Raw genomic sequence first — 25,334 nt, forward strand, 5'->3', positions numbered from 1 at the left:
TAACCGATGTTGGACTGGGTGGCAGATCCCCAGATCTGGATAGGGTTCTTCACCCTTGTGGCCCTGGAGATCGTGCTGGGCATCGACAACATCATCTTCATTTCCATCCTGGCAGGGAAGCTGCCGCCGGAGCAGCGCGACAGGGCGCGGGTGCTCGGCCTGGCGGCGGCTCTGATCAGCCGGCTGCTCCTGCTGCTGGCCCTGTCGTGGGTGGTGCGGCTCACGGAGCCGCTGTTCGAGGTGCTGGGGCAGGAGATATCGGGACGGGACCTGATCCTGCTGCTGGGCGGGCTGTTCCTGCTCGCCAAGAGCGTCACCGAGATCGGCCACACGATGGACGTGGGCGAGAAGGACGGCAAGAAGGCCGTCGCGGCGTCGTTCGCCTCAGTGATCGCGCAGATCATGGTGCTGGACGTGGTGTTCTCGCTCGACTCGGTGATCACCGCGGTCGGCATGGTGGACGAGCTCGGCGTGATGATCGCGGCGGTGGTCGTGGCGGTGCTGGTGATGCTGTTCGCCTCCGGGCCGATCAGCCGGTTCGTCGACACGCATCCGAGCATCAAGATGCTGGCGCTGGCGTTCCTGGTGCTGATCGGCGTGGTGCTCATCGCCGAGGGGCTGGACCAGCACATCCCGAAGGGCTACATCTACTTCGCGATGGCGTTCTCGGTCATCGTGGAGCTGCTCAACATCCGGGTGAGGAGCAGGCGGGCGAAAGCTTCTAGTATTGAATAGTGCGCTTTGACCCGTGGAATCCGGATTTCGTCGCTCACCCGTACGGCGTCTACGCCGAGCTGAGGCGCGAGGCGCCGGTGAGCTTCTTCGAGCCGACCGGCCAGTGGCTGGTCGCCCGGCACGCCGACGTGAACGCCCTGCTCAGGGATCGCCGCCTGGGCAGGTCGTACCTGCACGTGGCGACGCACGAGGAGTTCGGCAAGGAGCCCGAGCCGGAGTTCCAGGAGCCGTTCTGGCGGGTGATCCGCGCGGGCATGCTCGACGTGGAGCCGCCGGTGCACACCCGGTTGCGCCGCCTGGTCTCCAAGGCGTTCACGCCCCGCATGGTCGAGTCGCTGCGCCCGCGGGTGCGCGCGATCGCCGAGGGCCTGGTCGACGCGTACGTGGAGCGGGGCGGCGGTGATCTGATCGCCGAGGTGGCCGAGCCGCTGCCGGTGACGGTGATCGCCGAGATGCTCGGCATCCCCGACGCCGACCGCCACCTGCTGCGCCCCTGGTCGGCCGACATCTGCGGGATGTACGAGCTGAACCCGTCGGAGCAGGCGCAGCACACCGCCGTCAGGGCGGCGTCGGAGTTCGCGGCGTATCTGAAGGAGCTGGCCCGCGAGCGCAAGGAGCGGCCCGGCGACGACCTGATCAGCGCGCTCGCGGCGATCGACGAGCTGACCGAGGACGAGCTGGTCGGCACCTGCGTGCTGCTGCTCAACGCCGGTCACGAGGCCACGGTGAACGTGACGGGCAACGGCTGGTGGTCGCTGTTCCGCAACCCGGGCGAGCTGGCGCGGCTGCGCGCCGACCGCTCGCTGCTGCCGACGGCCGTCGAGGAGCTGATGCGCTGGGACACGCCGCTGCAGATGTTCGAGCGCTGGGTGCTGGAGGACATCGAGGTCGGCGGCGTCGCCATCCCGCGCGGCGTGGAGGTGGCGCTGCTGTTCGGCTCGGCCAACCGCGACCCCGAGGTGTTCGACGACCCGGACCGGCTGGACGTGGGCCGGGTGGACAACCCGCACATCTCCTTCGGCGCGGGCATCCACTTCTGCCTGGGCGCGCCGCTGGCCAGGATCGAGCTCATCGAGTCGTTCGGCGCCCTGCTGGAGCGGGCGCCGAAGCTGGAGCTGGTCCGCGAGCCGGTGTGGAAGCCGGGGTACGTGATCCGCGGCCTGGAGTCGCTGGACCTCAGCGTCGCCTGACCGGCTCTGACCGTTATCACCGGCTCTGGTCGTTTTCACCGGCTCTGGCTGAGCCAGCCGAATCCGCCGAGGCCCCCCGGATCGATCAGCTCCGCCTCCTCGGAGGCGCGGGCCAGCGCGCGCAGATAACCCCGCGGATCGGTGCGGGCCAGGTCGAGGGGCGGGCGGTCGCCGGTGATGCCCAGAGCGCGCAGCGCGGCCCGCTGTGTGGACAAGCCTGTGGATATCCCGCCGGCCTTGCGGCCCGCCTCGGCGCACGCGTCGAGCGCGACGTGCGCCGTGATGTCGCAGGTGCCGTCGGGTACGGGCGAGACGACCGCTCCGTCACGGTATCCGGTGAGCGTGCCGTGCATCGGCCGGTTATCCACAGGGTGTGCATAATCGATGGCGATCGCCCGGCCTCTGGAAAGCCGGTTCAGCACCGCCGCCCAGGCGGCGTCGCGCGGCCAGCCGATCTCCGCCCGCGAGCCCACGCACGACAGCGGCCACCACCGCGCCAGCCACTCCAGGTCGGCCCCCTGCGGCGGGTCGCCGAGCCGCTCCTCGCCGGTCTCGGTGTCGACCATCACCAGTCTCGGCCCGTCGGACGCCTGCTCGGCCACGTCCAGCGGCACGTTGTCGAGCCACTCGTTGGCGATCGCCAGGCCCTGGATGCCGGACGGCAGCCGCGGCTGCCAGGCGATCCGCTCGGGCAGCTCGTCGGGCCGGGGCGACAGGTCGACGGCGGTGATGCGCAGCCGGTCGCGCAGCGAGGGGCCGGCCGCGTCGAGCACGCGGCGGACCAGCGTGCCCTCGCCGGCGCCGATGTCGACCAGGTCGAGCCGGTCGGGCGAGCCGAGCCCGGCGTCGACCTCCTCCAGCAGGGCCAGGACCGCGTCGGCGAAGGCCGCCGAGGCGCTGACCGAGGTGCGGAAGTGCCCGGAGGGGCGTTCGCGCAGGTAGAAGCCGCTCTCGCCATAGAGCGCGCGTTGCATGGCGGCGCGCCAGGTGAGCCACATCCCAGGACTATCTCACGACTCCGGGCGAACACGTGGCGCGATTTCTTTACTACGCGGTGTTGCGATCTTGCGCTACCGTTTACATATAGTAGTCGAGTGACTGCTGATTGTCATCATCCGGCAGTCGTCCCGAAAAGGAGTCCCTCGTGTTCAAGAAAGCCATCGTCGTCGCGGGTGCGTTCGGCATGCTCTCGGTGGCCGCCCCGGCCTACGCCCACGGCCCCGGTCACGGCGACATCACCAGCGGACGCAGCGGCGTGCTGTCCGGCAACCAGCTCTTCCTGCCCATCACCGCGCCGATCAACGCCTGCGGCAACGGGGTGGGGGTCGCCGGTGTCGGCATCGCCGGCTGCAAGGGGGGCTCCAGCGCTCACGTGCATCGCTGACATGCCGGAGCTCGGACCGGTCCGAGAGTGAACCGGTCCGAGCCCCGTACCCGGGCCGGCCAGTCGGCGATGGCGGCCAGGGTGCACCTCCAAGGAGTTCGTCACAGTGCGGGCGTCGGGTCCAGCTCAGGACTCGGCGCCCGCTGAATGCGATGTACCCCTCTCCTCATCATCATTCCCGACAGGGGGTGCACGGTTTATATGCCCTTGTCCGTTTTGTCGCTAACGCAACATGCGGCAAAGCCCAGGTCACGCCCCCGTGGCAACTCGGCCGTTACGCTGGGCGGCAGCGTCTTCCGGGGTGCTCGACAGGGGTGGGACATGGACGCAGCAGATCGCCCGGCACGGCTGGCCGTCGGCGTGCTGGGATCGGGCAAGGTCGGCTCCGCGCTCGGGGCTGCCCTGGCGCAGGCCGGGCACCGGATCGTGGCCGCCAGCGGGGTGTCCGACGCCTCCCGGCGGTGGGCCGCCGACCGGCTCGGCGTCGAGCCCGTCCGCCCCGAGGAGGTCGTCGAGGCGGCGGAGCTCATCCTGCTCACCGTCCCCGACGACGCGCTGCCCGACCTCGTCAGCGGCCTGGCCGCCACCGGCGCCGGCCTCCAGGGCAAGCTGCTCGTCCACACCAGCGGCGCCTACGGCCTGTCCGTGCTGCGACCGGCCGCCGAGGTGGGCGCGCTGCCGTTCGCCCTGCACCCGGTCATGACGTTCACCGGCAGGGACGACGACCTCAACCGGATCACCGGCTGCTCCTTCGGCGTCACCGCGCCCGAGCCGCTGCGTCCCATCGCCGAGGCGCTGGTCATCGAGATGGGCGGCGAGCCGGTGTGGATCGCCGACGCCGACCGCGCCCTCTACCACGCGGCCCTGGCCAGCGCCGCCAACCACATGGTCACGCTCATCGCCGAGTCGTCCGACCTGCTGGGCCGCATCGGCGTCGAGCACCCGGGCCGCATGCTCGGGCCGCTGCTCGGCGCCGCCCTCGACAACGTGCTGCGGCTCGGCATTGGCGGGCTGACCGGCCCGGTGGTGCGGGGCGACGCGGGCACCGTGCGCAAGCACGTCGACGCGCTCATCCTGGCCGCGCCGGAGGCGGCCGACGCCTACGTCGCGCTGGCCCGGCTCACCGCGGACCGGGCGCTGGCCGCCGGCCTGCTCAAGCCGGAGGAGGCCGAACGCTTGCTCGACGCCCTGGGTGGCAACATATGGACGTGACCGTGACCGGCATGGCACGGATCCGCATGACGCCCCCGGAGGCCGCCTCATGGACCCCATCGTCGCCAGGAACCGCACCGACCTGATCAAGGCTCGCGGTGACGGCTCCGTCGCCCTCGTGCCCACCATGGGCGCCCTGCACGAGGGGCACCGCTCCCTCATCAGGGCGGCCCGCTCGCGCGCCGACCACGTGGTGGTCAGCATCTTCGTCAACCCGCTGCAGTTCGGCCCCGGCGAGGACTTCTCCCGCTATCCCCGTACGTTCGAGGCCGACCTGGAGGTGTGCCGCGCCGAGGGGGTCGAGGTGGTGTTCGCCCCGGCCGCCGAGGACATGTACCACCCGGACCGGCAGGTGAGCCTGCGGTCCGGCGAGATGGGCCGGGTCGTCGAGGGTGCGGTGCGGCCGGGGCACTTCGACGGGATGCTGACGGTGGTGCTCAAGCTGTTCAACCTGGTCCAGCCGGACCTCGCGGTGTTCGGGCAGAAGGACGCCCAGCAGCTCGCGCTGATCCGCCGCATGGTGGCCGACCTCGACGTGCCGGTGGAGATCGTCGGCGCGCCGACGGTGCGCGAGCCCGACGGGCTGGCGCTGTCGAGCCGCAACCGCTACCTGTCGCCGGCCGACCGGGAGGTGGCCCTGGCGCTGTCCCGGGCGCTGCGCGCGGGCGCGGCCGAGAGCGTGCCGTCGCGCGTGGTCGCCGCCGCCCGCGAGGTGCTGGAGGCCGCCGCCCCCGAGCTGGCGCTGGACTACGTGGTGCTGGTCGATCCGGCCACGTTCGCCGAGGTCGCGGAGCCGTACACGGGTGAGGCGGTGCTCGCGGTGGCCGGCCGGGTGGGCACCACCCGGCTGATCGACAACGCGGTGCTGTCGTTCTAGGCGAACCCCGGGGAAGGGAAGCGGCGGCCGGGGCGTTATCGTCATATTGACGAGATTCCCTCCTCCGAGGAGACCCCATGAGTGCACCGGCCATTCCCCTGCGGCTGGCGGCGCCCGAACCCGGGTGGAACGTCGAGGCCGACCTGGTCGTGGTGGGCTCCGGCATCGCCGGACTGACGGTTGCGCTGCACTACGCCGAGCTCGAACCCAGGGCCAGGGTCCTGGTCGTCACCAAGGACGTGCTGTCGGCCGGGTCCACCCGGTGGGCCCAGGGCGGGATCGCCGCCGTCCTGGACCCGGCCGACACCCCCGACGAGCACCTCGGCGACACCCTGGTCGCCGGGGTGGGGCTGTGCGACGCCGAGGCGGTCCGCGCGCTGGTGACCGAGGGCCCGGGCGCGCTGCGGCGGCTGATGGGCCGGGGCGCCGAGTTCGACCGCACCCCCGACGGGCACCTCCAGCTCACCCGCGAGGGCGGCCACCGGCGTCACCGCATCGTGCACGCGGGCGGCGACGCCACGGGCGCGGAGGTGCAGCGGGCGCTGGTCGAGGCGGTGCGGGCGAGCGGCATCGAGGTGATCGAGCACGCGCTGGTGCTCGACCTGCTGAAGGACGCGAACGGCCGGGCCAGGGGCGTGACGCTGCACGTGATGGGCGAGGGCGCGGGCGACGGGGTCGGCGCGGTGCGCGCCCGCGCGGTCGTGCTGGCCACCGGCGGCATGGGCCAGGTCTACTCCTCCACCACGAACCCGGTGGTGTCCACCGGCGACGGCGTGGCGCTGGCGCTGCGGGCCGGGGCCGTGGTGCGGGACCTGGAGTTCGTCCAGTTCCACCCGACCGTGCTGTGGCTGGGCGCGGGCGCGACCGGCCAGCAGCCGCTGATCTCCGAGGCCGTACGCGGCGAGGGCGCGTTCCTGATCGACCACGAGGGCAACCGGTTCATGACCGGCGTGCACGAGCTGGCCGACCTGGCGCCGCGCGACGTCGTGGCCAAGGCCATCACCCGGACGATGCGCGAGAGCGGGCGCGAGCACGTCTATCTGGACGGCCGCCACTTCGGCGAGGACACGTGGCGCACCCGGTTCCCGACGATCTACGCGGTCTGCCGCGAGCACGGCATCGACCCGGCCGCCGAGCCGATCCCGGTGGCTCCCGCCGCCCACTACGCCAGCGGCGGCATCCGTACCGACCTGCGGGGCCGTACCAGCATCGAGGGCCTGTACGCGTGCGGCGAGGCGGCGTGCACGGGCGTGCACGGCGCGAACCGGCTGGCTTCGAACTCGCTGCTCGAAGGGCTCGTCTTCGCCGAGCGCATCGCCGAGGACATCCATCGCGTACGGCCCGAACCGGGCGAGCCGGTGGTGTCCGGAGCGCCCGCCGGGCTGATCGATCCGAGGGCGCGCGGCCGGATCCAGGCGCACATGAGCGCCGGGGCGGGCGTGCTGCGCAGCCGCGCGTCGCTCACCGCCACCGCCAAGGCGCTGCACGACGCCCGGTGGACCCCGGTCCACGTGGCGTCGTGCACCGAATCGTGGGAGACGACGAACCTGCTCACCGTCGCGACCGTGCTGACCGGCGCGGCGGCGGCGCGGCAGGAGACGCGCGGCTCCCACTGGCGGGAGGATTTCCCCGACCTCGACGACGAATGGCTGGGGCACCTGGACGTGACCCTGACGGAGGAGGGCGTGCACATGACCTACACCCCGCACGGTGACGCGATGCCGCGGCGCCTGGCGCAGGAGCTGGCCGCCGCCGGCGTGGACCCGGCCGAGACCGACGCGGTGATCGACCGGGCGCTGGCGGAGGACCTGCAGGCGGCGGGCGACGTGACGAGCCTGGCGACGATCCCGGCCGGGCACCGCTCGGTGGCCGACGTGGTGGCGCGGGCCGACGGCGTGGTGGCCGGGCTGGCGGTGGCCGAGGCGGTGTTCGCGCGGCTGGGCGCGGGCCAGGCCGAGCGGCGGGTCAAGGACGGCGAGCGGGTGCGCAGGGGCGACGTGCTGATGACGGTGGAGGGCCCGACCAGGACCCTGCTGACCGCCGAGCGCACCGCGCTGAACCTGCTCACCCACCTGTCGGGCATAGCCACGCTGACCGGGCGCTGGGTGGCGGCGATCAGCGGCACCGGGGCGCGGGTGCGCGACAGCCGCAAGACGCTGCCGGGGCTGCGGGCGCTGGAGAAGTACGCGGTACGCTGCGGCGGCGGCGTCAACCACCGGATGTCGCTGTCGGACGCGGCACTGATCAAGGACAACCACGTGGTGGCGGCCGGCGGGGTCGCCGAGGCGTTCCGCGCGGTGCGCGAGCGCTACCCGGACGTGCCGATCGAGGTGGAGGTCGACAGCGTCGAGCAGCTTGAGGAGGTGCTCGCCGAGGGGGCGGACCTGATCCTGCTGGACAACTTCACGGTGGAGCAGACCGCCCAGGCCGTACAAATCGCTAAAAATGGGGCGAAAAACGCGGTTGCGCTGGAGTCCAGCGGGGGATTGACCTTGGAATTGGCGCGTGATGTGGCCGAAACTGGCGTGGACTACCTTGCGGTGGGAGCGCTGACCCACTCGGCGCCCGCCCTGGACGTCGCACTGGATCTACGGGGGTAATCGATGCTGCTCACGATCGACGTCGGCAACACGCACACGGTGCTCGGGCTCTTCGAGGGCGAGGACGTCATCGAGCACTGGCGGCTGGCCACCGACGCCCGCCGCACCGCCGACGAGATCGCCGTCGTCCTGCAGGGGCTGCTCGGCCAGTCGCCCCTGCTCAAGGGCGCCGACGTGGGTGGCATCGCGATCTGTTCCACCGTGCCGAGCGTGCTCAACGAGATGCGCGAGATGTGCCGCCGCTACTACGGCGACGTCACGGCCGTGGTCGTCGAGCCCGGCGTCCGCACCGGGGTGCCGGTGCGGATGGACAACCCCAAGGAGGTCGGCAGCGACCGCATCGTCAACGCGCTGGCCGCCATCGACCAGTACGGCGGGCCGTGCATCATCGTCGACTTCGGCACCGCGACCTCGTTCGACGCCGTGTCGGCCAAGGGCGAGTACGTCGGCGCCGTCACCGCGCCCGGCATCGAGATCTCCGTCGACGCCCTCGCCGCGGCCGGGGCGCAACTGCACAAGGTCGAGCTGATCCGCCCCCGCTCGGTGATCGCCAAGAACACCGTCGAGGCGCTCCAGGCCGGCATCATCTACGGCTTCGCCGGCCAGGTCGACGGCATCGTCGAGCGGATGGCCGCCGAGCTGGCCGACGACCCCGACGACGTGACCGTGGTCGCCACCGGCGGCCACGCCGCGCTCGTGGTGGGCGAGTCGCGCTGCATCGACGTGCACGAGCCCTGGCTGACGCTCATCGGCCTGCGCCTGATCTACCAGCGCAACACCGCGTGAAAGCGGGCGGCCCCCCGCTCGGGAAGGGAGCCGCCCGCCGTCCGGGGTGGATCACTCGCTCTCGGCCGCGTACAGGTGGTCCCAGTGGCCGCACTTGCTCACCCAGTGCTTGTACGGGTGCACCTGGCAGACCTTGACCCGCAGCGCGGAGACGTCGTCGACGCTGAAGCCGAACTTCTTCGAGCCCGGGTAGCCGCAGTGCTTCCTGCTGTAGACTTCGTCCCACTCGTGGTCGAAGCTGGCGGCCTGGAACTTGACGTAGGCGCACCTGCCGCCCTGCCCGTAGCCGCGCGGGTCCAGGTCGTACAGCCGGCCCTTGACGTGGACGGTGTTGGACTCCTGGTGCTCGTCCCACTCGACGCCCACCCAGCCCTTGGCCTTGGCCAGGTGGTGCCTGGCGTGGACGGGGCCCCACTGGTCGCTCTGGTCGTAGGGGCCCGGCGAGGCGGCGGCGGCCGGCGCGGTCAGAGCCAGCGTGCCGGTCGCGGCGGCGGCGAGGAGCGCGATCGCGATCTTCTTGAACATGATCTCTCCTTGAGCTCCTTCCCGACCCGGCGCCCTACCGGTTCCGCTGAGCTCGTGAGTCATGGGTAACTCCGCGTGGTTGCAGCACCCCTTCACCGGGCCGACGAGAACTTGCAGGCGGCCGTATCCCCTACGCTTTGATGCTGTGAGCGACGAACTTCCCGAGCAGATGCGCATCCGGAGGGAGAAGCTCGACCGCCTTCGCAGCGAAGGCGTCGACCCTTACCCGGTGAACTTTCCCCGTACGGCCATCAACGCCGAGGTCCGGGAGAAATACCAGGGCCTGGAGCCCGACACCCAGACCGGTGACCGGGTGGGCGTCGCCGGGCGCGTCATGCTCAACCGCGTCGGCGGCAAACTCTGCTTCGCCACGCTGCGCGACGGCAGCGGCGACCTGCAGGTGATGATCTCGCTCGACAAGGTGGGCGAGGAGTCGCTGGCGGCCTGGAAGCGCGACGTCGACCTCGGCGACCACGTCGGCGTCGAGGGCGAGGTGATCACCTCACGGCGCGGCGAGCTGTCGATCCTCGCCGACAGCTGGCAGATCACCGCCAAGTGCCTGCGCCCGCTGCCGGAGAAGCACGTCGGCCTCACCGACCCCGAGGCGCGGGTCCGCCAGCGCTACGTCGACCTCATCGTCAACGACGAGGCCCGCGAGATGGCGCGCATCCGCAGCGCCACCGTGCGCGCGGTCCGCGACTTCTGGCACGAGGAGGGCTACCTGGAGGTCGAGACGCCGATGCTCCAGCCGATCCACGGCGGCGCGGCGGCCCGGCCCTTCAAGACCCACATCAACGCCTACGACATGGAGCTCTACCTTCGCATCGCGATCGAGCTCTACCTCAAGCGGCTCGTCGTGGGCGGCATCGAGAAGGTCTTCGAGATCAACCGCAACTTCCGCAACGAGGGCGCGGACTCCACGCACAACCCCGAGTTCACCATGATCGAGGCCTACGGGACCTACCTCGACTACAACGACATGGCCGACCTGACCCAGCGCATGTACCAGAAGGCCGTGGTGGCCGCGCTGGGCACGACCGTGGTGGTGCACGACGGCGTCGAGGTCGACCTGGGGCTGCCCGAATGGCCTCGGGTGAAGCTCTACGACCTGGTGTCCGGCGCGGTGGGCGAGGAGATCACCACCGAGACGCCGCTGGAGCGGGTGCGCGCGCTGGCCGACAAGCACGAGGTGCACTGGGACGCCAAGTGGGGCCAGGGCAAGCTGGTCCAGGAGCTGTTCGAGGAGCTGGTCGAGCACACGCTGATCCAGCCCACGTTCGTCATGGACTACCCGCTGGAGACCTCCCCGCTGACCCGGCAGCACCGCGACAACCCGCTGCTCACCGAGAAGTGGGACCTGATCGGGTTCGGCACCGAGCTGGGCACCGCCTACTCGGAGCTGGTCGACCCGATCGAGCAGCGCCGCCGCCTGGTCGAGCAGTCGCTGCTGGCGGCCGGCGGCGACCCGGAGGCCATGCAGCTCGACGAGGACTTCCTCCAGGCGCTGGAGTACGCCATGCCGCCGACGGGCGGCATGGGCGCCGGCATCGACCGGATGATCATGGCTTTCACCGGCAAGAACATCCGCGAGACGATCCTCTTCCCGCTGGTCAAGCCCTCCCGTTGAGCCGCACCGGCAGGGTGGCGAGTCCGCGCAGCACCAGGTTTCCCTTGTACGGCGGCGCGGGGTCGGCCAGCTCCAGCTTCGGCGCCGCCTGAGCCAGGGCGCGCAGCGCGATCTCGCCCTCCAGCCTGGCCAGCGGCGCCCCGAGGCAGAAGTGGATGCCCAGCCCGAACGCCAGATGCCGGCCCGGCGTCCGCTCCACGTCGAAGCGGTCCGGGTCGGCGAACGCGGCGGGGTCGCGGTTGGCGGCCCCGACCAGCGCCAGCACCGCGCTGCCGGCGGGCACTGCGGTCCCGGCCAGCTCCACGTCCTCCAGCGCCACGCGCATGGTGAGCTGCACGGGCGGGTCGTACCTGAGCACCTCCTCGACCACCTGCTGGGGCGCGTCGGCGGCGCGCCCGAGCACGCCGTGCCTGACCAGGTTGAGCACGCCGTTGCCGATGAGGTTGACGGTCGTCTCGTGCCCGGCCACGAGCAGCAGCACGCAGGTGCCCAGCAGTTCCTGCTCGGTCAGCTCCTCGACCTGGGCGAGCGCGCTGAGCAGGTCGTCGCCGGGCCGCTCGCGCCGCAGCGCGATGAGGCGGCGGAAATACGCGCGGAACTCCTCCCGGTCGTGCTCGGTCCGGGAGATCAGGTCCGGCGGCACGATCGGGTCGAGGCTCCTGGCGAGCGTCTCGCTCCAGCCGCGGAAGCGCTCGTGGTCCTCGGGCGGCACGCCGAGCATCTCGCTGATCACCATGACGGGCAGCGGGTAGGCGAACGCGCTCATCAGGTCGGCCTCGTCGGGCAGCGCGTCGAGGAGCCCGGCGGTGATGGCCTCGATCCGCGGGCGCAGCCGCCTGATCATGCCCGGGGTGAAGGCCCGGCTGACCAGGCCGCGCAGCCGGGTGTGGTCCGGCGGGTTCATCAACAAGAACGAGCGGGGCGGCTCGCCGTCGGCCGGGGCGCCGTGGCCGAACCGGGCGTCACGCAACACCGCGGAGCAGAGCTCGTGCGTGGTGGCGACGAGGAGCCCGCCGCGGGTCCGCAGCAGCGCGTCGCTCTCGCGCAGCTCGCGGTAACGGGTGTACGGGTCGCGCAGGAAGCCGGGGTCGGATGGATCGAACCCGAGCATGTCCGTTGGCGTCAAAGGAGCGTAGTCAGGATCGCTGTGATCGATCATCATGCTCCGATAAGTGCCGACATATGGCGAGTACTTCACATACAACGGATCATGTCAACGGAGGAGGTCAAGTGCGGCGAATTTCGTGCTTGACGACCTTTCCTGGATGCGTTTACCGTCTGCGAGGATGTGCCGCTCCGGTCGGGCCCTAGACGTCTCCGGGTGGTGCTGGTGGGGGGAGGGCTCCCGATGGATGTGCTCACAGAAGGCGTTGAACTGAGCCGTGCCGATCTGGCGTTGCTGGCCGAACTGGCCAAGGGCGTCACCGTGGACCGGGTCGGCCGACGCCTTGACATCAGCGGTCGCACCGTGCGGCGAAGACTGCGCGGCATCTGCGACCGCATAGGCGTGGCCACCGCGATCGAGGCGGTGGCCTGGGCTGCCCGCAGGCAGCTCATCTAAGGCCGCTGGCCGGCTCTGGCGCCGCTAGTCGGCGATGCGGACGGCTCCGGCGAAGGGGCGCCGGGCGATGGACGCGATCCGCACCACGTCGCCGGTGCGCGGCGCGTGCACCATCATGCCGCCGCCCAGGTAGATGCCCACGTGGTGCAGGTCGTTGTAGAAGAACACCAGGTCGCCCGCGCGCAGCTCCTCCTTGGAGATGTGCCGGCCGGCGGTCCACTGGTCACCGGTGTAGTGCGGCAGCGAGATGCCCACCTGCTGGTAGGCGGCCATCACCAGTCCGGAGCAGTCGTAGCCGCGCGGCCCTTCGGCGCCCCAGATGTACGGCTTGAGCTGCTGGGTGAGCGCCCACTTGGCGGCCTGGGCGGCCTTGCCCGAGCCCGGGATCGGCAGGTTGACCTTGACCGCCGGGGTGCCCGGCCGGCCGGCCTCGCCGAGCGCGCGCCTGAACAGGTTGCTCTCGACCTTGCCGACGAGCTTGACGATCCGGTCGCGCTTGGCGTCGAGGTCCTTGACGATCTTCGAGACCTCGGTGATGCGGGCCTTGGCGCCGGCGCGGGCCCGCTCGGCCGCCTGCATCGCCTTGGTGAGCTGGAGGATCTCCTCGCCCTGCTGCTGCTGGATCGCGTAGTTGGTGGCCGCCAGGTCGAGGTAGCCCTCGGGGTCGTCGGAGTTGACGAACGCCAGGGTGCCCGACAGGCCGCCGTTGATGTAGGTGGTCTGCGCGAGCAGGATCGCCTTGGAGCGCTTGTCGGCCAGCTCGGCCTCGCTGGCGGCCAGCGTCTTCTTGGCGTTGTCGGCGGCCTTCTGGGCCGTCTTGAGCTTCTCCCGCTGGCCGTTGTACTGCTCGGCCAGCGTCTCGATCTCCAGGTGCATCTCCTCGACCTGCTCGGAGAGCTCCTTGAGCGAAGGCTTGGGGTCGGCGGAGGCTGGTGAGCCCAAGGGCAGAGCGAGGACCAGTGCGGCCACGGCGGCCAAGCCGACGACACCGAATCGCTTCTTGCCAGAGCGCCTGTCCAACCAAGCTCCTTCCGTTGACGCCTACCGGGTTAGCTGACGGGTTCGGGCCGGAGCAGCCCTACCGAGCGTGGCTCGGATTCACCCCTGGCAGCGGGTTGACACCGCCGGCGGGTCCCCGGCTCCCCTCGCGGGGATTGGGCGTGTCGACCGCGCGGTGTGCGCGGGTGACATCGTCGCTGGACACTAATGCACTCCTGGTTCCTGCTCAACCGGAACTGCCGAGTCTGTAGAGGTTTCACAACCGACGGGTCACAAGGTGATCTCGTGGCGAGCCGTACAGAAAAGACTTTATGCCCTCTTTGCCCCAAGTTCGCCCGATCGTGAAACTGTAGGAATCGTGCAATCCGGAGCGTGCACGCACAGTGACGGTCCGGGAGTTTGGGTCGAGCCGTAATGGGGTCTGTACTCTGGATGGCCATGGAGCAGGTCGCCGAGCTAGCGGTCCCCGAGACCGAAGTGCTCGTCAGGCGCGCGCGGACCAGGGACGTCAGGGCGATCAAGCTCCTGGTCGACACCTACGCCGGCGTCGGGCGCAAGATGCTGGAGAAGGCCACCGTCACGCTGTACGAGGACGTCCAGGAGTTCTGGGTGGCCGAGCGGGGCGGCGAGGTCGTCGGCTGTGGCGCGCTGCACGTGCTCTGGGAGGATCTGGCCGAGATCCGCACCGTGGCCGTGCACCCCTCGGCCAGGGGTTTCGGCATCGGCCATCGCGTGGTCTCGGCTCTCATCAGGACCGCTCGGGAGCTTGGGCTGGAACGTGTATTTTGTCTCACTTTCGAGGTGGACTTCTTCGCGAGGCACGGGTTCCGTACGATCCAGGGCACGCCCGTCTCACCCGAGGTGTACGCCGAACTCCTGGCCTCGTACGACGAGGGCGTCGCAGAGTTCCTCGACCTCGAACACGTCAAGCCGAACACCCTGGGCAACACACGCATGCTGCTCCACTTGACATCGGGTGACGCGGACCTTGACTGCCGAGAAAGGTGATTGTTGATACCTATGTCGATACGTTGGGCAGGACAGGCATGTGCCCTGACACGTGCCACATGCGCACTCGAAGCGAGGTGACACGGTGAGCACAGGACAGCCGCCGTATCCACAGGACGATTCCCCCGAGAACTCCCCTGAATACGGCCAGAACGCAGGACGCCCCCAAGGGCAGCCCGACCCCGACGCGACGGTCGTCGGCTACCGCGTGGACGACCCCTACGGCCAGCAGCCCCCCTACGGTCAGCAGCAGGGTTACGGCCAGCAGCCCCAGTACGGCCAGCAGCCCCAGCAGGGCTACGGCCAGCAGCAGGGTTACGGTCAGCAGCCGCAGTACGGCCAGCCGGACTACGGCCAGCAGCAGGGCTACGGCCAGCAGCCGCAGTACGGTCAGCAGCCGCAGTCCCAGCCCGACTACGGCCAGGGTTACGCCCAGCAGCCGCAGTCGCAGCCGGGTTACGGCCAGCAGCCCCAGTACGGCCAGCCGGACTACGGCCAGCAGCAGGCTTACGGCCAGCAGCCGCAGTCCCAGCCTGGCTACGGCCAGCAGCCGCAGTCCCAGCCGGGTTACGGCCAGCAGCAGTACGGTCAGCCCGACTACGGCCAGCAGCAGGGCTACGGGCAGCAGCAGTACGGCCAGCAGCCCCAGTACGGGCAGCAGCAGTACGGCCAGCCCGCTTACGGTCAGCAGCAGGGCTACGGCCAGCCCCAGTACGGGCAGCAGTACGGCCAGCCGGTGGGCATCCAGCCGCCCGGCGCCCCCGCGCCGCTGGCGGAGTGGTGGCAGCGCCTGGTGGCGAGGATCGTCGACGGCCTGATCTTCGGCGTCGTCTACTTCATCATCAACCTGATCCTGGGCATCTTCTTCGTCGTCAGCTACAACTCGGTCACCGGCGTCACGACGGGTATCGCGAGCTCCATCATCGTCGGCATCATCCAGTACCTCCTCCTGGCCGCGCTCTATGTGGCTTACGACTTCTTCATGACGAAGATGAGCGGCCAGACCGTCGGCAAGATGGTCATGGGCATCAAGGTCGTCCAGGTCGGTCATGCGATGCCGTCCGGCGGGCTGCCCAACGACGCCGCGCTCAAGCGGGCCGGCGGGACCTGGGGCGGCTACGTCCTGGGCGTCATCCCGCTCCTCGGCCCGCTTCTCGGCGGCGTCCTCGTTCTGCTGAACGCGGCTTCCCAGCTCTGGGACAAGCCGCTGCAGCAGACGTTCGCCGACAAGTTCGCGAACACCGTAGTGGTCAAGATCAAGTAAGTCTCAGCAACAGCGAAACAGGGGCCGGCATCCCGCCGGCCTCTGTTTTGTGTGTACGAGCCGTACCAGAATGGGGGGACGCCGAGGGCCGCCGAACGGACGAGGTGAGGTTATGGCCGCGACACCCGAGACCGGCGTGCTGCCGGCGGAATGGTGGGAACGGCTCGTCGCCCGCCTCATTGAAGCGCTCGTGTTCGGAGTCTTCTATTACATTCTGTTCATTGCGCTATGGGGCGTCTTCCGGACTGTCGGGGTGCTGGACGCGTTCGAGGGGCGGTTGCCCGGCGTGTTCGCGTGGGTGGGCGCCGGCCTGGGTTATACGGTCTATGACTGGGTCGCACTTTCCCGGGGTGGGCGCACCTTCGGCAAGGCGATCATGGGGATTCGGGTGGACCCGGAGGGTCTTCCGGCGCGGGTCCGGCTGAAACGCGCCCTGCTCTATCCGGCGCCTGCCATGCTGATGGGCATTCCGGTGGCCAATCTGCTGGCCGGAATGTTCGTGTTTGGTGTCGGCCTGCTCATCTTGATCGACAAGCCGCTCCAGCGCGGGCCGCATGACAGGCTGGCCGGAACGCTGGTCGTAAAAGATCTTCGTTGAGGGTTCCGTACCTGCGCTGATGGCTTTTCGCAAAATTTCCGCTTGATCCGGTAAGGAGCCTGGAGAGACTGGCATTAGGCTATGAGGCGTCCGGGTTGCCGGATGTTGGGGCGCCTGCCAGGCTATGGGCATCTCTGTGCCGCTATGGTCGTGTGTGGGCGGCTGTCGCCTCGAGTGACACGAGGTCCGCCAGGCTCGCGCCGGTCCCGCAGCCTGTGTATAAAGCGCCCCTGAAACCCCGTCAGCCGTGGAGGCGAGGCCGAATGGAAGCCGTAACAGAGGTATTGTCAGCGCTCATCCCGCCCGTCGTCGTGGGCGGCGCCTTCATCTTTGGCGTCGTGAAGTTGGTGCGGCACGAGGGCTCCGGCCGGCGGCCAAACCGCCAGGATCAGGCCGAGAACCGCAACTGATCGGCCGCTCAGCCGAATCCCGTGGCGCTGAATTGTCTTAACGTCTTTCCGGGTATATGTTTGGGCGAGCGAATGAAACAATGCTCCGGGAAAGGATTGCGTAGATGGCCAAGCAGATCCAGGAGATTCTCATCGATGACCTCGATGGGGGCGAGGCCAATGAGACGGTCAGCTTCGCTATTGACGGCTCCACCTATGAGATTGACCTCAGCGACCTTAACGCCAAGAAGCTGAGGGACGCTCTGACGCCTTTCGTGCAGCACGCCCGCAGGGCGGGCGCCGTATCCACGCGCCGTCGCGGGCGTGGCGGGCAGCGGGCGATGAGCCGCGAGAAGAGCGCCGAGATCCGTCAGTGGGCCAAGGCCCACGGCCTTCCGGTCAGCGAGCGGGGCCGCATCGCCTCCACCGTCGTCGAGAAGTACGAAGCGGCTCACTAAGGAGCCGATCTCCTGACCATGCGCTTATGCCGTTCGCCTAGGACCCCGGCGGCCGCCATAAGCGCATGATCATTTCTGCCATTATCTCAAATGGTGGACATCGGGATTTGTTGATCTTCTGATCCGCCCCTTAAGTGGGCGTTTGGGTCCATTTACGCGGGCGTGGTGCCGGTTATGTCCCGACTCCGCGCCCGTACTGATCGGTAACGCGGCTGACCAGATGCCCCGTTCCGGTCACGCCCTGCCTTGCATTGCGTCCTCGTTCCGGTCACGCTCGGGTCGGCATTGAGGCCCCCGTTCCGCTCACGCTCGGGCCGGCATTGAGCTCCCTGTTCCGGTCACGCTTGGCCTGGCATTGGAGCAGGACATACGATGGAAGACAGGACGCGGCGTCCACCGCGATCGGGCGCGGCCGCCCCTGGCTCGCCCCCGCGTCCGCAGCCGATCCGTACCGTTCCGGTCGCGCCGCTCCCGGCGAATTTCGAGCCACTTCACCCGGGCGCCCTAAACCTCGTTCGCTGGTGGCGTATCGGGAACACGTGACCCCCGAACAGTAGTTGGATGGAGGGTGAACGCCCTGCTCTCGGGGAACGTGTCTGCTATAGAGCGCGTCAGCGGCAGTGGGCACGGTTCGCCGAGCCAGGGCTAGCATGCGGGATGACGGGACCGGATTTACCGGCCTGACTGACCGCTCTGTGAGGAGCGACGAGATGTTCGAGAGGTTCACCGACCGAGCAAGGCGTGTTGTCGTCCTGGCCCAAGAAGAGGCCAGGATGCTCAACCACAACTACATCGGCACTGAGCACATTCTTCTTGGTTTGATCCATGAAGGTGAAGGCGTAGCCGCCAAGGCTCTGGAGAGCCTGGGCATCAGCCTTGAGGGTGTGCGTCAGCAGGTCGAGGAGATCATCGGCCAGGGCCAGTCGGCTCCGTCGGGGCACATTCCGTTCACCCCGCGGGCCAAGAAGGTCCTCGAGCTGTCGCTCCGTGAGGCTTTGCAACTGGGTCACAACTACATCGGCACCGAGCACATCCTGCTCGGGCTCATCCGTGAGGGTGAGGGTGTGGCGGCTCAGGTGCTGGTCAAGCTTGGAGCTGATCTCAACCGTGTCCGGCAGCAGGTCATCCAGTTGCTCCACGGTTACCAGGGCAAGGAGCCGGCGGCAGCGGGTGGCCCGCAGGAGTCGGCCCCGTCGACCTCCCTGGTGCTCGACCAGTTCGGCCGCAACCTGACCCAGGCCGCCCGCGAGGGCAAGCTGGATCCGGTCATCGGCCGTGAGAAGGAGATCGAGCGGGTCATGCAGGTCCTCTCCCGGAGGACCAAGAACAACCCGGTTCTGATCGGCGAGCCCGGCGTCGGCAAGACCGCCGTCGTCGAGGGCCTGTCGCAGAAGATCGTCAGGGGCGAGGTGCCCGAGACGCTGAAGGACAAGCAGCTCTACACGCTTGACCTCGGTGCCCTGGTCGCCGGCTCGCGCTACCGCGGTGACTTCGAGGAGCGCCTGAAGAAGGTGCTCAAGGAGATCCGCACGCGCGGCGACATCATCCTGTTCATCGACGAGCTGCACACGCTCGTGGGTGCGGGCGCCGCGGAGGGCGCGATCGACGCCGCCAGCATCCTCAAGCCGATGCTGGCCCGCGGCGAGCTGCAGACCATCGGCGCCACCACGCTCGACGAATACCGCAAGTACCTCGAGAAGGACGCGGCGCTCGAGCGCCGGTTCCAGCCGATCCAGGTGGCCGAGCCGTCGCTCAGCCACACGATCGAGATCCTCAAGGGTCTGCGCGACCGCTACGAGGCGCACCACCGCGTGTCGATCACCGATGGCGCGCTGGTCGCCGCCGCGCAGCTGGCCGACCGCTACATCAGCGACCGCTACCTGCCCGACAAGGCGATCGACCTCATCGACGAGGCCGGTTCGCGGATGCGCATCCGCCGGATGACCGCTCCGCCGGACCTGCGCGAGTACGACGAGAAGATCGCCAACGTCCGCCGCGACAAGGAGTCCGCGATCGACGCGCAGGACTTCGAGAAGGCGGCTGCCCTCCGCGACCAGGAGAAGCAGCTCCAGCTCAAGCGCGAGCGGCGGGAGAAGGAGTGGAAGGCCGGCGACATGGACGTCGTCGCCGAGGTCACCGAGGAGCTCATCGCCGAGGTCCTCGCCACGGCCACCGGCATCCCGGTCTTCAAGCTCACCGAGGAGGAGTCGCAGCGCCTGCTCCGCATGGAGGACGAGCTCCACAAGCGGATCATCGGCCAGGACGACGCCATCAAGGGCCTGTCGCGCTCCATCCGGCGCACCCGCGCCGGTCTGAAGGACCCGCGGCGTCCCGGTGGTTCGTTCATCTTCGCGGGCCCGTCCGGTGTCGGTAAGACCGAGCTGGCCAGGACCCTCGCGGAGTTCCTGTTCGGTGACGAGGACGCGCTGATCTCGCTGGACATGTCCGAGTTCATGGAGAAGCACACCGTCTCCAGGCTGTTCGGCTCGCCTCCCGGCTACGTCGGCTACGAGGAGGGCGGCCAGCTCACCGAGAAGGTGCGGCGCAAGCCGTTCTCCGTGGTGCTCTTCGACGAGATCGAGAAGGCGCACGCCGACATCTTCAACTCGCTGCTGCAGATCCTGGAAGACGGTCGCCTGACCGACGCCCAGGGTCGCGTGGTCGACTTCAAGAACACGGTCATCATCATGACCACCAACCTCGGCACCCGCGACATCTCCAAGGGGATCGGGGTCGGGTTCGCGAAGTCCAACGACGCCGACTCCAACTACGACCGGATGAAGGCCAAGGTCCAGGAAGAGCTCAAGCAGCACTTCCGGCCCGAGTTCCTCAACCGTGTCGACGACATCGTGGTCTTCCACCAGCTGACGCCGAAGGAGATCATCCAGATCGTCGATCTGATGCTCACCCAGGTCAGCGCCCGGCTGAAGGACCGCGACATGGGGCTCGAGGTCTCCCCGGAGGCCAAGCAGCTGCTGGCGGACCGCGGTTACGACCCGGTCATGGGCGCCCGGCCGCTGCGCCGGACCATCCAGCGCGAGCTGGAGGACTCCCTGTCGGAGAAGATCCTCTACGGCGACCTCCGTCCCGGTCAGACCGTCAAGGTGACGATCGAGGGCGAGGGCGACGACGCCAAGTTCATCTTCACCGGCGAGAACACCGCCAAGGTGCCCGACTCGGCCGCGGCGATCGCGGGCTGACGTCACAGGTTCGCGAAGAACCCCTCGTGTGATCTCTCACACGAGGGGTTCTTCGTTTTCCGGGGCTTCGCCGGACAAAAATTCAAGATCAGGGCTACTGTTGCCGAATTGTTGAGCGGCCGGGTGTACCGCCACCACGAGTAGTACTACACTACGTAGAGCAGAGTCGAAGTCCCATCCAAGTGACCCGCAAGAGCGCGTCCCTACGGTGGGGCCTGCTCCCTGAGGTGTAGGAGGCAATCAACTCAGGGCTGACGCGTGAGCCCACCGGAAGCAGCCATGCTCGTCCGGGTCCGCGCGACACACCGCGCGGGCGGGGGCCGAACAACCAGTGCAAGCCGTGGAGGAAGTCGATGCGCCTGCGTCACGATGACGGAACGCTCGTTCACCTCGCCTACAACGCAGGCGTTCACCCCGCAGAAGACCTGGAGAACCTGATCGCCCACCTCACCCGTTACGCCGTGCCGGTGCGCAAGCGGCTCGGCGTGGACCGGATGGGCATCGGCCTGTGGCTCTCTCCCGCCGTCGCCGACCACCTCACCGCCGACCGCATCGAGCTCGTACGCCTGCGCCGCTCGCTGGACGAGCGCGGTCTCGAGGTCGTCAGCCTCAACGGCACCGGCGGCCGTAACCAGGACGTGCCCGGCCCTGACTGGGCCAAGCCCGAGCGCTACCGCTACACGATGGCGCTGGCCAAGATCCTGGCCTTCCTGCTGCCCGACGACGTACGGTTCGGCAGCATCTCGACGATACCGATCGGCTGGCGGCGCGACTGGCCCGCCGACCTGCACGCCATCGCCACCCGGCGGCTGGAGCGGCTGGCCCGCGAGCTGCGCGGCATCTACAGCGTCACCGGCAAGACCATCCGGGTCGGGTTCGAGCCGTGGCCCGGCTGCGTCCTGGAGACGACCGAGCAGGCGCTGGAGCGCGTCGGCGGCATCGACTCCGAGCACCTGGGCGTCTGCCTGGACGCCTGCCACCTGGCGGGCGGCGCCGAGGAGGCCGGCGAGGCCCTGCGCGGCCTGGCGGCGGCCGGCGCGCCGGTGGTCAAGCTCGGCCACGTGCACAACCACGGCGCCGGCACGCCCAACACCGGCGCGGTGCTGCACGACACCCTCGCCGCGATGCTGTCGGGAGCCGTCAGCGGCAGCGCCCACATCGAGGTCGAGACGCACAACCTGGCCGTACCCGGCCGGGCCAAGGGGCCGGGCGCGCTCGTGTCGATGCTCGCCCAGGAGCTCGACTGGGCCCGCACCAGCCTGACCGGCCTCGGGCTGCAGCTCGCCGCCTGACCCGCTGATTCGCCCTACATCGTGCCGAACCAGCCCGGCACGTCCAGCCGCCACAGGCCCTCGGGGGTGACCTTGCGCAGGTCGTCCTCCAGGGCCTCCAGGCGGTCCTGGCCCAGCTCCTCCGCCCAGCGGGCGCGCAGCGCGTCGAAGATGCGGGCCGACCTGGCCAGCGCGTCGACGCCGAACGGGGTCAGCCGGACGATCTTGCGCCGCGTGTCGTCCGGGTCGCGGGTGCGCTCCACGTAGCCGGCGCGCTCCAGGGTCTCGATCGTCTTGCCCGCCGCCTGCTTGGACACGCCCAGGACCCGCCCCAGGTCGACCGCCGTGGTGCCCCGGGAGCCGATGGCCTGCATGACGAAACCGTGCATGGGACGCATGTCCGGATGGCCCTGACGGGCCAGCTCCGCGTGCAGCTCGTCGATGAGCACACGGAAGGCCAGGAAGAGGCGGAGCGGCAGCTCGAAGCCCGGGGTCGCGCTTGGCACGCTGGACAGCCTATGCGTGGGGCAGCCGGTACGTCCCGTCGGGCAAGGGCTCCGCGAGCCCGTCAGCCACCAGGCCGTCCAGGGCCCGCTCCCGCTGCACCGCGTCGTCCCACACCACGTCCAGCGCCGCCTTCGGCACCGGCCCGTGGGCGTCCCGCAACACGGCCAGCAGACGGCCCCGGCACTGCCGGTCGGTCCCCGCGTACGTCTGCCCCTTGCGCGGCGGCCCGTCGTGCGGCGGCTTGCCCGCCAGCCGCCACGCGCACGCCGACGCGATCGGGCAGTCGGCGCACCGCGGCGCGCGGGCCGTGCACACCAGCGCGCCCAGCTCCATCACCGCCACACCCCACCGGGCCGCGCCCAGCTCAGGCAGCAGCGACTCCGCCAGCCGGCGCTCCGCCGCCGAGGTCGCGGTAGGCGGGTACTCCTCCGCCCGCACCGCCCTGGCGAACACCCGGCGCACGTTGGTGTCGAGCACCGCGTGCCGCCCCCCGTACGCGAAACTGGCCACGGCGGCGGCCGTGTACTCGCCGATGCCCGGCAGCGCGAGCAGCGTCGCGTGATCACTCGGCACCTCGCCGCCGTGCTCCTCCGTGATGGCCCGCGCGCACGCGTGCAGCCGCAGCGCCCGCCGCGGGTAGCCGAGCCTGCCCCAATGGCGTACGGCCTCCCCGGGAAGCTCGGCAGCCAGATCCTTCGGGGTCGGCCAGCGGGCCATCCACTCCAGCCACACCGGCAGCACCCTCGCCACCGGTGTCTGCTGCAACATGATCTCGCTGACGAGCACGCCCCACGGCGTCGCGTCCGCCGCCCGCCAAGGGAGTTCTCGGGCGTTGTTTTCGTACCACTCCAGAATGGGAATGTGTAGGAGTTTCGGCTCAACCACGGGCCCCAGCGTATGCCGAGATGGCAAGGTGCGGCGTGTCGTCACGCTAGGTGGCCGCACCAATGAACATGCTGTGCGTATGGACCCGGATGCGATGCGTGACGACCCTGGATTCGGAGGCGACGTCTACTGGCGGCGGCGCATGAGCGTGCTCGTCGCGGTGCTCGTGGTGGTTGCCGTGGTGGCGTGGGCCTGTTCGAGCAGCGCCGGAGGGCCGGAACGCGCCTCCAGCGCCCAGACCTCGCAGACCCCGGCCCCGGCCGCCGACCCGCTCCTCGCGGGCCTGCGCACGCTGGCCCTCGGCACCGCCACACCCACGCCGACACCCAGCCCGGCCAAGGCCACCGAACAGGCGCGCACCCAGCGCCCCGGCGAACCCTGCGCCGAACGCGACCTGGTGCTGGGCCTCCAGGGCAAGCAGGAGATCTACGCCGGCGCCGCCCGCCCGAACTTCCTCATCACCGTCGTCAACACCGGCGACGTCATGTGCAAGGCCGACGTCGGCCCGCGCGCCATGGAGATCCGCATCACCTCCGGCGAGGACCGCATCTGGTCCACCTCCGACTGCGTCAGCGGCCCCGGCACCGAGGTCAAGGAGCTGCAGCGCGGCGTCCCGTACGTGCGCTCGCTCGACTGGGACCGCCGCCGCTCCAGCGGCGACTGCCGCGCCGACCCGCCCACCGCCCTGCCGGGCACGTACGTCGCGGTGGCCCGTATGGGCAAGCTCAAGAGCCCCAAGGGCGTCTTCCACCTGCGCTGACCCGCACGGCCACGCCCCAGGAGGCCGGGTCAGACGTAGCGCTCCAGGATGGACGACTCCGCCAGCCGCGACAGCCCCTCGCGCACGCTCCGGGCCCGCGACTCGCCGACGCCGCCCACCTCCTGGAGGTCGTCGATGCTCGCCGCCAGCAGCTTCTGCAGGCTGCCGAAGTGGTTGACCAGCCGGTCCACCACCGTCGCCGGCAGCCTCGGCACCTTCGCCAGCAGCCGGAACCCGCGCGGGCTCACCGGGCTGTCGAGCTTGTCCGTGCCGCCGTGCCCCAGCACGTTCGCCACCACCGAGAGGTCCAGCAGCTCGCTGCCCGACAACGCGTCCAGCTCCTGCATCGCCTCCGACAGCCGCCGCTGCCGCCGCCCCGCCGGAGCCGGCAGGTAGTCGCGGATCACCAGCTCCCGATCGGAGTCGACCCCCGCCACCAGCTCGTCGAGCTGCAACGACAGCAGCCTGCCGTCGGTGCCCAGCTCCACCACGTAGCCCTTGATCTCGTCGGAGATCCGCCGGACCATCTCCAGCCGCTGCGCCACCGCCGCCACGTCGCGGACCGTCACCAGATCCTCGATCTCCAGCGCCGACAGCGTGCCGGACACCTCGTCGAGCCGATGCTTGTAGCGCTCCAGCGTCGCCAGGGCCTGATTGGCCTTGGACATGATCGCTGCCGACTCTTCCAGCACGTAACGGATACCGTCGAGATAGAGGGCGATGATCCGCATGGACTTGCTGATCGCGATGATCGGCAGCCCCGTCTCCTTGGCCACACGCTGCGCCGTACGGTGCCGCGTGCCGGACTCGTCCGTCGGAATCGCCGGATCCGGCACCAGATGCACCGCCGCCCGGACGATCTTGTGGTCGTCGCTGACCACGATCGCCCCGTCCATCTTGGCGAGCTCCCGCAGCCTCGTGGCCGAGAACTCCACGTCCAGCTCGAACCCGCCGCTGCACACCTGCTCGACGACCCTGTTGTAACCGAGCACGATCAGGCCGCCGGTCTGACCGCGCAGGATTCGCTCCAGGCCGTCGCGCAGCGGAGTGCCCGGGGCCACAGCCGCCAGGGCTTCGCGACGGCGGTCGTCAAGACTCCTGTCGTTAGGCACCTGACCCCCGTGTCGAATAGTCAAGCCCAGCTTATCCCCGCCGCCCGAGATCCATCCCCCCTCTTCCACCCCAACCACCCCACCCACCCCGGCCTCCGGCACCCTCCAACCACCCCACCCACCCTCGCCTCTGACACCCTCCAACGCTCCCCACGCCCTCCCCCCTCCAACCGACTGGGACGCCCCTCCCCACCCCGGCCGCCACCGCCTACGGTGCCCTTCTTGCTCGCCGCCCGGCCCATCCGCGGCGCAGCCGCCTTCCGCCATAGGGGTCTCCCGGACGACCGGTCAATCCAACGACCACCCCTGAACGGCCGCCCTCCTGGAAATCCGCCATCGCTGTGGCGACGTCCGACTCTTGGCGAGGTTTGGTGCAGCGGAGCCCG

23 protein-coding genes and 1 riboswitch are annotated in these 25,334 nt (G+C 69.7%); of the genes, 16 read left to right on the plus strand and 7 right to left on the minus strand.

Going from position 1 to position 25,334, the window contains the following annotated elements:
• Nucleotides 1-6 precede the first annotated feature (6 nt).
• The gene (locus KME80_RS06395) at nucleotides 7-735 is read left to right on the plus strand and encodes a TerC family protein (protein ID WP_219501390.1); all 729 of its coding nucleotides are present in this window, start codon (nucleotides 7-9) and stop codon (nucleotides 733-735) included.
• A complete protein-coding gene (locus tag KME80_RS06400; RefSeq protein WP_219501392.1) occupies nucleotides 735-1,925 on the plus strand; it encodes a cytochrome P450 in 1,191 nt (396 codons plus the stop codon). Before KME80_RS06395 ends, KME80_RS06400 begins: the two co-directional genes overlap by 1 nt.
• Nucleotides 1,926-1,960: 35 nt before the next feature.
• Here KME80_RS06400 and KME80_RS06405 read toward each other — a convergent pair whose 3' ends face one another.
• Nucleotides 1,961-2,923, minus strand: coding sequence for an SAM-dependent methyltransferase (locus tag KME80_RS06405; protein ID WP_219501394.1), 963 nt, complete (start codon nucleotides 2,921-2,923; stop codon nucleotides 1,961-1,963).
• A 146-nt stretch (nucleotides 2,924-3,069) separates the two neighbouring features.
• Between KME80_RS06405 and KME80_RS06410 the strand changes: the two genes are divergently transcribed.
• The 5 genes from KME80_RS06410 (at nucleotide 3,070) to KME80_RS06430 (ending at nucleotide 8,784) form a co-directional block, all read left to right on the plus strand.
• Nucleotides 3,070-3,309: a chaplin family protein gene (locus KME80_RS06410; protein WP_308125631.1), complete on the plus strand. Its 240-nt coding sequence runs from the start codon at nucleotides 3,070-3,072 to the stop codon at nucleotides 3,307-3,309.
• 321 nt (nucleotides 3,310-3,630) lie between these two features.
• Nucleotides 3,631-4,521 carry a Rossmann-like and DUF2520 domain-containing protein gene (locus KME80_RS06415; protein ID WP_219501395.1) on the plus strand — a complete coding sequence of 297 codons (891 nt, stop codon included), beginning with the start codon at nucleotides 3,631-3,633 and terminating at the stop codon, nucleotides 4,519-4,521.
• Between the two features lie 49 nt (nucleotides 4,522-4,570).
• Nucleotides 4,571-5,398, plus strand: coding sequence for a pantoate--beta-alanine ligase (gene panC, locus KME80_RS06420; RefSeq protein WP_219501397.1), 828 nt, complete (start codon nucleotides 4,571-4,573; stop codon nucleotides 5,396-5,398).
• Between the two features lie 77 nt (nucleotides 5,399-5,475).
• Nucleotides 5,476-7,998 (plus strand): L-aspartate oxidase, encoded by a 2,523-nt coding sequence (locus tag KME80_RS06425; RefSeq protein ID WP_219501400.1) that lies wholly within the window; start codon nucleotides 5,476-5,478, stop codon nucleotides 7,996-7,998.
• Between the two features lie 3 nt (nucleotides 7,999-8,001).
• Nucleotides 8,002-8,784 carry a type III pantothenate kinase gene (locus KME80_RS06430; RefSeq protein ID WP_219501408.1) on the plus strand — a complete coding sequence of 261 codons (783 nt, stop codon included), beginning with the start codon at nucleotides 8,002-8,004 and terminating at the stop codon, nucleotides 8,782-8,784.
• Between the two features lie 51 nt (nucleotides 8,785-8,835).
• Here the strand turns inward: KME80_RS06430 and KME80_RS06435 are convergent, their stop codons facing one another.
• Nucleotides 8,836-9,309, minus strand: coding sequence for a hypothetical protein (locus KME80_RS06435; protein WP_219501409.1), 474 nt, complete (start codon nucleotides 9,307-9,309; stop codon nucleotides 8,836-8,838).
• 169 nt (nucleotides 9,310-9,478) lie between these two features.
• Here KME80_RS06435 and lysX point away from each other — a divergent pair, with 169 nt between their 5' ends.
• Complete coding sequence (gene lysX / locus KME80_RS06440; protein WP_246644242.1) at nucleotides 9,479-10,936, plus strand: bifunctional lysylphosphatidylglycerol synthetase/lysine--tRNA ligase LysX; 1,458 nt, start codon at nucleotides 9,479-9,481, stop codon at nucleotides 10,934-10,936.
• On the opposite strand, the gene KME80_RS06445 is transcribed toward lysX, so the two are convergent.
• Nucleotides 10,920-12,062 carry a cytochrome P450 gene (locus tag KME80_RS06445; protein ID WP_246644222.1) on the minus strand — a complete coding sequence of 381 codons (1,143 nt, stop codon included), beginning with the start codon at nucleotides 12,060-12,062 and terminating at the stop codon, nucleotides 10,920-10,922. The genes lysX and KME80_RS06445 overlap by 17 nt on opposite strands.
• A 222-nt stretch (nucleotides 12,063-12,284) precedes the next feature.
• Between KME80_RS06445 and KME80_RS06450 the strand changes: the two genes are divergently transcribed.
• Nucleotides 12,285-12,497, plus strand: coding sequence for a LuxR C-terminal-related transcriptional regulator (locus tag KME80_RS06450; protein ID WP_219501411.1), 213 nt, complete (start codon nucleotides 12,285-12,287; stop codon nucleotides 12,495-12,497).
• 24 nt (nucleotides 12,498-12,521) lie between these two features.
• Here KME80_RS06450 and KME80_RS06455 read toward each other — a convergent pair whose 3' ends face one another.
• Nucleotides 12,522-13,517, minus strand: coding sequence for a C40 family peptidase (locus KME80_RS06455; protein WP_246644224.1), 996 nt, complete (start codon nucleotides 13,515-13,517; stop codon nucleotides 12,522-12,524).
• Nucleotides 13,518-13,520: 3 nt separating this feature from the next.
• A riboswitch (cyclic di-AMP (ydaO/yuaA leader) is annotated at nucleotides 13,521-13,668 on the minus strand.
• Between the two features lie 266 nt (nucleotides 13,669-13,934).
• Here KME80_RS06455 and KME80_RS06460 point away from each other — a divergent pair.
• The 6 genes from KME80_RS06460 (at nucleotide 13,935) to KME80_RS06485 (ending at nucleotide 21,705) form a co-directional block, all read left to right on the plus strand.
• Nucleotides 13,935-14,504 (plus strand): amino-acid N-acetyltransferase, encoded by a 570-nt coding sequence (locus KME80_RS06460; RefSeq protein WP_219501412.1) that lies wholly within the window; start codon nucleotides 13,935-13,937, stop codon nucleotides 14,502-14,504.
• 85 nt (nucleotides 14,505-14,589) lie between these two features.
• A complete protein-coding gene (locus tag KME80_RS52615; protein WP_219501413.1) occupies nucleotides 14,590-15,768 on the plus strand; it encodes an RDD family protein in 1,179 nt (392 codons plus the stop codon).
• A gap of 112 nt (nucleotides 15,769-15,880) precedes the next feature.
• A complete protein-coding gene (locus KME80_RS06470; RefSeq protein ID WP_219501414.1) occupies nucleotides 15,881-16,366 on the plus strand; it encodes an RDD family protein in 486 nt (161 codons plus the stop codon).
• A 514-nt stretch (nucleotides 16,367-16,880) separates the two neighbouring features.
• On the plus strand, nucleotides 16,881-17,213 hold the full coding sequence (locus KME80_RS06475) for a histone-like nucleoid-structuring protein Lsr2 (RefSeq protein WP_219501415.1): 333 nt from the start codon (nucleotides 16,881-16,883) through the stop codon (nucleotides 17,211-17,213).
• Nucleotides 17,214-17,923: 710 nt separating this feature from the next.
• Nucleotides 17,924-20,413, plus strand: coding sequence for an ATP-dependent Clp protease ATP-binding subunit (locus KME80_RS06480; protein ID WP_219501418.1), 2,490 nt, complete (start codon nucleotides 17,924-17,926; stop codon nucleotides 20,411-20,413).
• A 353-nt stretch (nucleotides 20,414-20,766) separates the two neighbouring features.
• Complete coding sequence (locus KME80_RS06485) at nucleotides 20,767-21,705, plus strand: TIM barrel protein (protein ID WP_219501420.1); 939 nt, start codon at nucleotides 20,767-20,769, stop codon at nucleotides 21,703-21,705.
• 14 nt (nucleotides 21,706-21,719) lie between these two features.
• Here KME80_RS06485 and KME80_RS06490 read toward each other — a convergent pair whose 3' ends face one another.
• Nucleotides 21,720-22,190, minus strand: coding sequence for a MarR family winged helix-turn-helix transcriptional regulator (locus tag KME80_RS06490; RefSeq protein WP_219501422.1), 471 nt, complete (start codon nucleotides 22,188-22,190; stop codon nucleotides 21,720-21,722).
• 10 nt (nucleotides 22,191-22,200) lie between these two features.
• Complete coding sequence (locus KME80_RS06495) at nucleotides 22,201-23,076, minus strand: HhH-GPD family protein (RefSeq protein WP_219501424.1); 876 nt, start codon at nucleotides 23,074-23,076, stop codon at nucleotides 22,201-22,203.
• A 79-nt stretch (nucleotides 23,077-23,155) separates the two neighbouring features.
• Here KME80_RS06495 and KME80_RS06500 point away from each other — a divergent pair, with 79 nt between their 5' ends.
• A complete protein-coding gene (locus tag KME80_RS06500; RefSeq protein WP_219501426.1) occupies nucleotides 23,156-23,836 on the plus strand; it encodes a hypothetical protein in 681 nt (226 codons plus the stop codon).
• A gap of 29 nt (nucleotides 23,837-23,865) precedes the next feature.
• Here the strand turns inward: KME80_RS06500 and disA are convergent, their stop codons facing one another.
• Nucleotides 23,866-24,948, minus strand: a complete 1,083-nt coding sequence (gene disA, locus KME80_RS06505; protein WP_219501428.1) for a DNA integrity scanning diadenylate cyclase DisA — start codon at nucleotides 24,946-24,948, stop codon at nucleotides 23,866-23,868.
• Nucleotides 24,949-25,334: the final 386 nt, after the last annotated feature.

The sequence above is a fragment of the Nonomuraea ceibae genome, from assembly GCF_019396325.1.
In the GTDB taxonomy this organism is placed as follows: domain Bacteria; phylum Actinomycetota; class Actinomycetes; order Streptosporangiales; family Streptosporangiaceae; genus Nonomuraea; species Nonomuraea ceibae.